The 9,846-nt window shown below is 39.8% G+C and carries 9 protein-coding genes and 1 pseudogene; 7 read left to right on the forward strand and 3 right to left on the reverse strand.

Annotated features, from left to right (window positions below; all coding sequences use genetic code 11):
• Positions 1-375: 375 nt before the first annotated feature.
• From ICN10_RS09985 to ICN10_RS10000, 4 genes are all read left to right on the forward strand, one after another.
• On the forward strand, positions 376-741 hold the full coding sequence (locus ICN10_RS09985) for a hypothetical protein (protein WP_216215044.1): 366 nt from the start codon (positions 376-378) through the stop codon (positions 739-741).
• Between the two features lie 60 nt (positions 742-801).
• Complete coding sequence (locus ICN10_RS09990; RefSeq protein ID WP_216215046.1) at positions 802-1,338, forward strand: isochorismatase family protein; 537 nt, start codon at positions 802-804, stop codon at positions 1,336-1,338.
• A gap of 345 nt (positions 1,339-1,683) precedes the next feature.
• Entirely contained in the window at positions 1,684-1,845 is a 162-nt protein-coding gene (locus tag ICN10_RS09995; protein ID WP_216215048.1) for a hypothetical protein, read from the forward strand.
• Positions 1,846-2,079: 234 nt separating this feature from the next.
• Positions 2,080-2,694: a hypothetical protein gene (locus ICN10_RS10000; protein ID WP_216215050.1), complete on the forward strand. Its 615-nt coding sequence runs from the start codon at positions 2,080-2,082 to the stop codon at positions 2,692-2,694.
• A gap of 211 nt (positions 2,695-2,905) precedes the next feature.
• Here the strand turns inward: ICN10_RS10000 and ICN10_RS10005 are convergent, their stop codons facing one another.
• Positions 2,906-3,823, reverse strand: coding sequence for a pirin family protein (locus ICN10_RS10005; RefSeq protein ID WP_216215052.1), 918 nt, complete (start codon positions 3,821-3,823; stop codon positions 2,906-2,908).
• Between the two features lie 415 nt (positions 3,824-4,238).
• On the opposite strand from ICN10_RS10005, the gene ICN10_RS10010 reads away from it, so the two are divergent.
• Together ICN10_RS10010 and ICN10_RS10015 are read left to right on the forward strand one after the other, a co-directional pair.
• Positions 4,239-4,388 carry a hypothetical protein gene (locus ICN10_RS10010; protein WP_216215054.1) on the forward strand — a complete coding sequence of 50 codons (150 nt, stop codon included), beginning with the start codon at positions 4,239-4,241 and terminating at the stop codon, positions 4,386-4,388.
• 1 nt (position 4,389) lies between these two features.
• A complete protein-coding gene (locus ICN10_RS10015) occupies positions 4,390-4,659 on the forward strand; it encodes a hypothetical protein (RefSeq protein WP_216215056.1) in 270 nt (89 codons plus the stop codon).
• Positions 4,660-5,467: 808 nt separating this feature from the next.
• Here the strand turns inward: ICN10_RS10015 and ICN10_RS10020 are convergent.
• The gene (locus ICN10_RS10020; RefSeq protein WP_216215058.1) at positions 5,468-6,064 is read right to left on the reverse strand and encodes an HdeD family acid-resistance protein; all 597 of its coding nucleotides are present in this window, start codon (positions 6,062-6,064) and stop codon (positions 5,468-5,470) included.
• A gap of 330 nt (positions 6,065-6,394) precedes the next feature.
• Positions 6,395-7,354: a LysR family transcriptional regulator gene (locus ICN10_RS10025; protein ID WP_216215060.1), complete on the reverse strand. Its 960-nt coding sequence runs from the start codon at positions 7,352-7,354 to the stop codon at positions 6,395-6,397.
• Positions 7,355-8,589: 1,235 nt separating this feature from the next.
• Here ICN10_RS10025 and ICN10_RS10030 point away from each other — a divergent pair.
• Positions 8,590-9,846 (forward strand): annotated as a pseudogene (locus ICN10_RS10030) (hypothetical protein); the annotation flags it as partial.

Genomic DNA, 9,846 nt, shown 5'->3' on the forward strand with positions numbered 1-9,846 from the left:
CCACATCCAAGTAGCTTAAGAAAAAAGTTTTGCTAAAAAGGTGGCGTTAAAAAAGCAATGCAACAAAATTGAATATTGACCCGTTAAGTCTATTGGGCAGATTGAATGCATCAAAATATGCAGAATCTCACAATCAGTGCGCGTATCCCAGGGGAATAAATCTTGAAAACCTCATCGAGCAATATATTTAGTAGGTGAACGTTATTTCAGCACTAAAAATAGGACAAAAAGTTTTATAAATGGAATTCAAATTGGTTCATATAGTTCGTATCATGGACACATTTAAAAAAAATACAACTAACTAATTAATAGATGAATAGATGTCAAAAATTGATGCGTATTGGTTTTGAACTTAATTGTCTACACAGCTAAAAAATGGTTACCAAAATTGGCGAAAATGAAAAAACTATACCGATATACGCGGTAAAAGCATTAAAGCTATGGATAGGGTCAGTGGCTATAGGTGTCATTGCTATCTATGGGGTCAATACCCTTTTTGCCGATGGCTTTAGGAAAAAAGAAACAGCTGCAGTAGACAACTACGAACAAAGATTGGGTTATGCGAAATTAATTGTATCGGCAGCAATACAAGCACGGTGCGGAAAGCCTCCATCTGAAAAATTATTGAATAGTCCAGAAGTGATGAATGCGATTCAGAGGCTCTATAACGAAGAAATAATGAAGTCAAGCGTAGTGCAGTATTCAAAAAGTGTAGCTAAAAAGGTCTCATGTAATACGTAGCCCAACGTATTAAGTATTGAAAAGATTGAGAATTCAATCAAACTTATAAAGTAAAGCCAAATGTTAATCGATCAAGACTCTTCCACCCTTGTGCTTGTTGATCTACAACAGCGCTTAATGCCTTCAATCCATCAAGCTAATAGCGTCATTAATCAGTGCGTCAGAATTTCAGAAATTGCAAAAATTCTTGAAATACCCATCATTGGAACGCAGCAGAGCCCCAAAAAAATTGGGCCTTACATAGAAGAAGTCTCCAGATATTGCGAAAAGACTATTCAAAAAGAGCACTTTAATGCGTGTTTCGACGGACTCATTGGCTCATTGCCTTTAAATAGACCAGAAATCATCCTGGCTGGATGCGAGACACATATTTGCGTAATGCAAACTGCACTAGGCCTAATTGATGCTGATTACTCTGTAACGATCATTGTTGATGCAGTGGGATCACGCAATGCTTTCGATGGTGATATCGCCCTTAAAAGACTAGAGAAGTCGGGAGCAATTTTATCTACGGCTGAAATGATCTCCTATGAATGGCTTAGGTCCGCAAAAAATAAATCCTTTAAGGAGGTTTTAGGGTTGGTTAAGGTTAAATAAACCAAGGATCTCTTAATGAAATTTACTGAACTTATCAGGAGAACATTTGGCATACTGATTTATGTTGCTCTAGTCTACTGGGTGATAACAAATATTACGCCAATTAGCCTATTTTTAAGAGGACTGGTTTAATTACTGCCGCTCATAAAATAAATATCAACTTCGGAAAAATTTGAGAATTTCAGTTTATAGAGTTCTATTTATAGGACATGAATAACCTACAAAAAAGAATCTCCCTGAGAAAATAGATCACCCCTAAATTATTTTTTATACGAGTATTTTTTTATGACACCATGCAACATAAACCGTGCTAACAACTGCCCAAAATGTGGGGGGATCCCTTTTATGCAGCAAGGGAATAAGGAGTCTGAAAGCCAAGTTACTTGCGATGCCTGTGGAACTATTTATCTTGCGAAGGACGTTGCGGCAGATAAGACTGCAGCAGGACCGGTAGATCTTATGAATGATCTTGTAGAAACTGCATTTAACAACATATTTAGAAAATAAAAAGTATCAATTCTTACCATCTAATTTCCTGTTGGAGTTTGAAGGAATCATCAACTACAGAGAAATTGATTAATTGAGGATATCTTGTGCTGATTGTTTCAATTTGGATTAAGCGGTACAGACCATAGGCTTTCTAAAACAACTTACGGGTTTTAATTCTTAAAATTCAATAAAGCCATACATCATCAAAGCCAATAAATGGAATCCTTACATCCTCAATCTTGGGTTTTAATCATGACTGCGGTCCCGCTACTCCTTAAATTCTTTATCCCATTTTTTTCACTTCTCAAACCTAGCACATTGTCTCTAGATGATATGGAAAGTGCATATCAAAAATTAAAAGAAGCCCTTGCTAATCATGACTATCAGGCGGTAGAGCTATATAGTCAGAGAATTTACCCTTCTACAAAAAAGATGCGACTAACTGGTCAACTTATAAAAAATATTTTTACAGTTAATAAGGATGGTTTTCTTGATACAAATAGACTCATTCAAGGAAGTCACTTCTTCAACATTACATCGACCAGCATTAAACCCAAAATTCTGTTTTATGGAATAAGTCGCCTTGAGGTCCATTATTGGGGCTATTTGATTGCATTGATCCTAATCCAATTAATCATCCTTTTTCCGCCCCTATATTTTATATGGCACATTGCAGACATTATGCAAAACAAAATACCCACCATTATTGAGGCAATTATCGCAACACTGGTGATTCCAGTCGCATACTATGCAATCCTTGCCCGACCACTATCAAAAAACATTTCAGACTTGCGTGCATACAAGGAGCTCTATGAAGCTTGGCATAAAAATCTGAATGAAAAGGCAAAAAAATTGGGTGAAAATTAGGTGTAATCTGTTGATTTTCCTAAAGCGGAAAGAAACGAAAGTCGATATAAAAATGTCTAATACATCCCCAGATAATTTCTAGAGATTGGAACATGCATCCAATTTCAAAAGAATGTGCGATGTATTGCCCCATTTTTATCGATATATATATTGGTAGAGGTGGGAGCACTACGTTACAACACAATCGGTTGACCCAATCCAAATCATGAGATTAATGATTAACTGGGACCTCTACCAATAGCAATTGCGCATCGGGATTAAGCGCCCTACCCACTACATGATGAATATTTTCGATGCCGATAGCATCATTTGGGCCCAATGTATTCCCCTCGATTAAGAATTTTCCTCGCATTACATAAACAAACACTCCATGGTTTTTGCCTTGCAATACATAGGACACATTAGCATTTTGATCAAAACAGCCAATACTAAACCACGCCTCCTGAAGAATTCTTGCGCCTTGTGCAACGTTATTTTCCCCAGCCTCACTCCGCAGTGGCTGTACTATAGTCATTAGTCGATTTTGCTGGAGCTTATCGGCATACCGATACCACTCATATCTCGGCGCTGCATTTGGTTCGTTAGTATGTAGCCAAAATTGCATTGTAGTGAGGATATCTGTATTGCTAGCATTAAATTCACTATGTGCCATACCAGTTCCCGCAGACATAATTTGCACCTCTCCATCGCCAAAGTGAATCAAATTACCGTCAGTATCTTTATGCTCCCAACGGCCCTTGATTGGAATAGTAACAATTTCCATGTTTTCATGGGGGTGCATTGGATAGCCACCACTCGGCTGTATAGTACCCTGATTAAATACATGCAATACTCCAAAATTATGTCTGTGTGGAGAATCATATTGTCCGCCACGAAACATTGGTCGCATGGTGCGCCATCCAAAGTCATAAAATGCAGTTTCGCTATCTGGATATAAGGATATCTTTGGGGGTAATTTTGAGGGAGAGCCGGATGAATTTATCGCTCTTGCACCTGTATTTTCAATTGACTGAATGCAATTAGACATAGATTTCCCTTTAATTAATTTTTTAAGTAGATCTTTAAATATATAAGCACTTAAAAATAGAAAAGACTGCACTGTTATCCAGTGCAGTCTTAGCGCTGCCATTACGTGATTTAGGAGCATCACATCAGTCATCATCTAGCACTGAAGTCTTTATTTTCTACATTAATTAGAAAACTTCAATAGTGAATATAGGACGATGAGTATCAAATTCTAAATTGATATGGCCCATGATGACCATGGATGTATGGGCGCAACTTTAACGAAAAACTATTTCATCCCAGGGCTTGATAGACTCCTGCCCTCCCAACCAAAACAATAAGTCTCATTTTATGGAATTGAAACTGTATCTACCTCCGTTGAAAATACGAGTCCTAACTATTATTCCTTACGCATAATATTGGCCAATGCTATAAATGATATGACTTACATAAATCCAGACATAATTAATTTCGCAATTTTATTTAGATATCTTCTTATTGGGCTATCTTTAGTTTTGGTGTTTCATGGCTCTTGCGTAATGAGGATCATTACTACATTTGAGATTAAGGAAAATAAGCTAGTCGAGAAGAAAAAATATACAACATTAATTATTTCTGTTTACAAAACCCTATCGCTATTTGCACTATCGCATATGGCAGGCGTTCTGATTTGGGCGGCGATCCTGTAACATGCTTGAATTAATTACCTCACCCATAAATGCCATTCTTTTTGCTGGCAGCTGCTATCTAACATTGGGCTTCATCGGTGATGTTCTGCCATTTGGCTGGAAGTCTCTAGCTCTTTTTATCTCATTCTCTGGTCTTTTCTCCATCGCTTGGACGACTTCCGCAATGGTTGGACTTACCAACTCCCTTAAAGGTGCATGGTTAAAGAGAAAGCAATTGGCAGATGAGAAATCCAGAAATAAAGGTTTAAGAAATAAGTCTCCTGCCGCTTAATTTAGTGAGCAATTGATGAAATTGATTGCAGTGAATAGCCACATCAATCCGGATTAACCATGGCTGACTTATATATGGGGATACTGGGTGCGCAGAATAAATCGACTTACATCAAATTCTGATGGCGGGATTTGCTTTTGGTTAGATTTAGGCCGCTTAAAATAGCTACCATTGCAGAGCCATTTAGTAGACTTAATTTTCCAAGTTGACCCTGTCATCTTCAGAAAAATCTCGCTAGATTAACAGCGGCACTTTTTATTATCGCTCTCAAGCCCACTCTGATGCTTAGAAATTTAAGCTCTACAACCTCATAGAGGTAATAAATCGCTTTTTTAAGATTCAATCTTATCGGCCGCGCTCGGACACAGGTAAATATTAGTCACAAAATGATAAGTAACATCACCGTGAATTGTATGAAGCGGAATCGCGCCACCATCACTATCTGAAATTATCTTTTTCAAATCACCAAGATCAACACTTCCACCATTCCTAGAATTCGTCTTGCACTCAGAGCAACTACGTGAATCCGGCATCGAGTGGTTATCATTTTTTGTAGATTTTTTAATCATTGTCCGGAACTCAAATGCATGCGATCATATTTTCCAAAGACCTATGACTAAATAAGGTCTGCTTTCTTCAACACTTTAAATGCAACCTAATGCACATAAAGATATCTTATTACCATTAAAAAAACTCCCTAGCGTTCTTTAACTGAACTTAAGTCACGTTAAATTCTGCCAGGGATCTCAAATATCAACTTTAGATTTTGAAAACTAAAACTACCCCCTACTTACAGACGCTACTTACCCTATAAACCAGTTTCCTTCATAATTTTATGAGCAGTTATACCCATGTAGAGCAATGCCCAGCCTTGCATTAACATCTCGATGGAAATTAAGAATCCTGGCAACCATAAACTTACGCTAGGGTAGCTGTTTAGGATGAGGATTGACATCAAAATAGATAGGAGTGACGAGATCAGAAGCGAGATCCACCCTTTAAAATGGCGATACTGGAATGCCACAATTAAGCGCAATACTCCAGTGGCAAAAAATGCAAACCCAAGCCACAAAGTCAGCACCTCTAATGCAGGTAGAGGGAAAGCCCAAATACTCATACCAGCAATAAAATAGATTATGGCTAATAGAATCTGAAAAGTAACGCTCTTCCAACCGTTTGCTTTTATGGCATAAATAAATTGTAAGCCACCAGCAATTACTAAACCCATCCCTAATACATTAACCGAAACAACTGAAACCAAGGTTTGCCCAAACAACCCAAGTACACCAAGAATAGCAAATAGAGCTCCAAGCGCTATAAGAGTTCCTGAGCTTTTGACTGTATCACCCAGAATGGATGAATGAATACTATTTAAACCATCTTTAAAATTATTAGTAATGCTCATTTTTTGCCTTATTCAAATTTAGCCTCAGAACTTCTAAAATATTGGATAACCAATATTTTCAATATTCCTGACTATAGTTGAACAAGCAAAAAAACATAACCTATACAAATAGAACCCTACGTTCTATTTGTATAGGTTATCAAGATAAGGGGACTGAGAATCTATAGACTCACATCAAAAAATAATTCACTGAAAGCGATCAATTTAAGTTGTATCCAAGTTAATTGCCTGACCCTCAGCAATTAAATTAGCCCTGGGATGTATACAAAACCTTCAAATTTTAAGAATTTAAAATGTATTGGTAAATTGAGGGTGTTGCAATTTATACGACTAGTCTTTAACCGCCTTTTTAATTGAGTCGGCAATATGGCCATCAATAAATGCAGCGCCCTCAGCCTTTATAAAATCTAAGAAAGCTCTTGTTGCCGATGCCAATCCGAGCTTTGTTGGAAACAGTGCAAACAGGTCGCCTGTAGTTGTGGTCCACTCTGGCAATACGTGCACCAAGGAGCCATTGGCGATCTCTTCATAACAAGAGTAGAGCGGCAAGCTAGTTATTCCCAATCCCGATTTAGCCCCCTCTTTAAGCACATTGTGATTATTGCAAGTAAGCCTAGATTTTAAATTGACCACCTTATTGCTTCCATCGGAGTTATTAAAGCGAACAGTAAAAATACTCTTACTTTCTGAGGAGTAATTTAAAAATGCTAAGTTACTTAGCTCACCAATATTTGCAGGCTGCCCGTGAACCCTTAAATACCCGGGGGAGCAGACTAAAATCCAGTCAACATGAGAAATCTTGGTGCAGATAATTGATGATGACTCCTCAAGAGAACTCACACCACCTCGGATAACAAGATCAAAACCATCTTCAATTAAGTTAACAATCCTATTGGAGACCTCAATATTAAGAGATACCTTTGGATGCATCATTAAAAATTTTGGGATGATCTTTGAAAACACTGACCTGGTGATCTCATCAGGAAAACTTACCCTAACCACCCCATTTGGCTCGCCGATACCATTACGGACAGCAATTTCACCTTCTTCTGCATTAAGAACAATTTGCTGGCTAAACTCATAAAGCCTTTTGCCAGCATCTGTTAGCCCAATAGACCTAGAGTTTCTTTGAATGAGCCTTAACCCAAGCGATTCCTCTAGAATGGTTAACCTTCTAGAAATCTTTGATTTAGGGACTCCTAAAGCCTTTGCGGCCGCTGTAAAACCGTTAAGCTCAATTACCTTATTAAAAAAGTAAAGGTCATTCAGATCATATGATAATTTTTCCATGAGTTCTTTTCATTTCACAAAAGATTACAAAATTTGAGAACATTTTATTACACATAGAATTTTTTATAAGATTCAGGCCCTTATGCGCTAAACCATGACTTGCAATGCACTTTAATTAATCAAACCCCCGCCATTCAAAGTGCTATAGCTGGGCCGCTGTCCAAGCATGCCCATTCCAGGATACCATTAGCGCTCATAGCGTTCGCCACTTGCCCAGTCTGCTGATCCAATCCAATACTTCTAGCGCAATTGATGGTTAATTATTTTCGGGTGAACCCCATCAATCAAGGTGAGCCCCAGATCTTGCCACCATATGCGAGCTACTTTGCTTGTTGCACCTCGTCCTCATCTAGCATTACGCATCATGCTGGTAATCAATCGAAGCCATGACGCTAGGTACTGACTATACGGATAACCTCGGCTCTAGTGGCTCCTCATCATTTTGGGTAACAGCATGTAGCGACACTGTGCTCTGGGCAGCCCCCATTTTTATCAAACTGAACAGCTCGCTCAAAAGCAAGATACTTATCCTATGGGCATCTGGGCTAACTGGGCTGCATTTTTTCGCTAAGCAAGAAGCCTCCCTTAATAAACTTCGCTAGGAAGATCGGCAACCAGCTTCTTGTGTTGGGTATTTTGATGTCCATACCCTTGCTTTTCTTAGCCTGATCACCCTTCATACCACCACATACTACTTCATACGCAATTTTTAAAAGGTGTTAGAACCAATGCCCGGTACCCGGCAGACCTCTGGGATGGCTAAGCTAGCACTTACCCGTTTAGGCTATCCATAATCTGACTATCGGTAAATTTGGAACGCTTCATATAGAACCCCTCTCTCTAATTGAAAAAATTTTAGTTCTGGTGACTTTGGCTATAGAGAGCGATTACCAGGAGCTACTTCGCTGATAAATTATATTTTGATTGGACCGGTATTCAGCTCTTTATAGAATTAGTTAATAAAAAAATTACCCAAAAATCTATTTAATAAAAATAATGAAGGCTCACAAATGCGCTATTTTTGATATTTTTTTGGCCAGCGAGACCTGCTGTTCAGAAATGTTTCATCCAAGTCAAGCTTTTACAAATAGAACTAACCGTCCCACCAAATCTACTTTTGGAATTACGTGTGCTCAACTATATTCAACTCAGCGACACCCCATCATTAATAAAAAGAGAGTCGTCAACATTCCCTTTTATCAAATTTATTTATACTCAACCCGGCACTAAAAAGCATGTGTGAACAACCAAAAAAACCATCAATCCATCTGAGTAAATCGCCTTTGATATTGACTGCTTTAACCTGTGCACTGATGCATGCAGGCTATGTCAATGCTCAAGCAACGATGACGGATTTAGGTGTATTGCCTCGAGGGGACTGGTCAACTGCAACTGCAGTAGCAGCCAATGGTTCGGTGATTGTCGGTTATAGCTACGATGGCCCCTATCTATCTTATGGCCAAATGAGGGCCTTTAAATACACTGTTGGTGGTATGGTCAGCTTAGGCACGCCCACTGGGGGGCTTTTTTCCAGCGCAATGGCAGTATCAGCCGATGGCTCGGTGATCGTAGGCACTGCAGCACCAAATGCAACTGATAATTTTACTGATTGGGCTCACAAATATACCTCTGGCGGTGGTTGGGTCCTCCTAACCCCTCCATCTGGTGTTCCTGTAAATTACTCCCGCGGACTTGGTGTGTCTGCGGACGGCTTAGTGGCGGTTGGCTTTATCAATATCAACGATGGAACTGGAAGAAGGGCCTTTAAACACAATGATAGCGGCGGCATGGTGCTCTTGGGTACACTTCCTGGGGGAACGAGCTCATATGCCAGTGCCGCATCATCTGACGGCTCAGTGATTGTAGGCGCTAGCGGTATTGGTACTGCTGGTGAAGATTTTGCCCCAGGATCAGGAAGAGCCTTTAAATACACCACCAGTGGCGGTATGGTGAGTTTGGGTGTTCTTTCTGGGCCCTTTGCCTCTTCGGCTGCCACCGCAGTATCTGCAGATGGCTCGGTGATTGTGGGTGCCAGCACTAGCACCAATATCATTTCCGGAGCAGTAATAGCAACAGCCTTTAAATACACCACCAGTGGTGGCATGGTGAGTTTGGGCGCCCCACTTCCGGGGTTTACTTCTTCAGTTGCAAACGGAGTATCCGCCGATGGCTCGGTGATTGTAGGCAGTAGTTTCAACATCCCTTGGTATGAGCCTGGATCTGCTAGAGCCTTCATATACACTGCGACTGGTGGCATGGTAAGTTTAGGAACATTAGCCGGAGGAACTTATTCATACGCTAACGCCGTATCGGCCGATGGTTCGGTGATTGTGGGGCAAGCCGATAATGCTAGCGGTGGACTTCGCGCCTTCATGTACCGCAATATCACCAGCACCCCAAGCAGTCCCGGTACTACACCTCCACCCCTAGTCGATATTCTCAACACCTATAGCGCTGTTGCTAAGCAAGGTTATCAACTCAATTCAGTTCTC

Source organism: Polynucleobacter sp. 86C-FISCH (genome assembly GCF_018882415.1).
Lineage (GTDB): Bacteria > Pseudomonadota > Gammaproteobacteria > Burkholderiales > Burkholderiaceae > Polynucleobacter.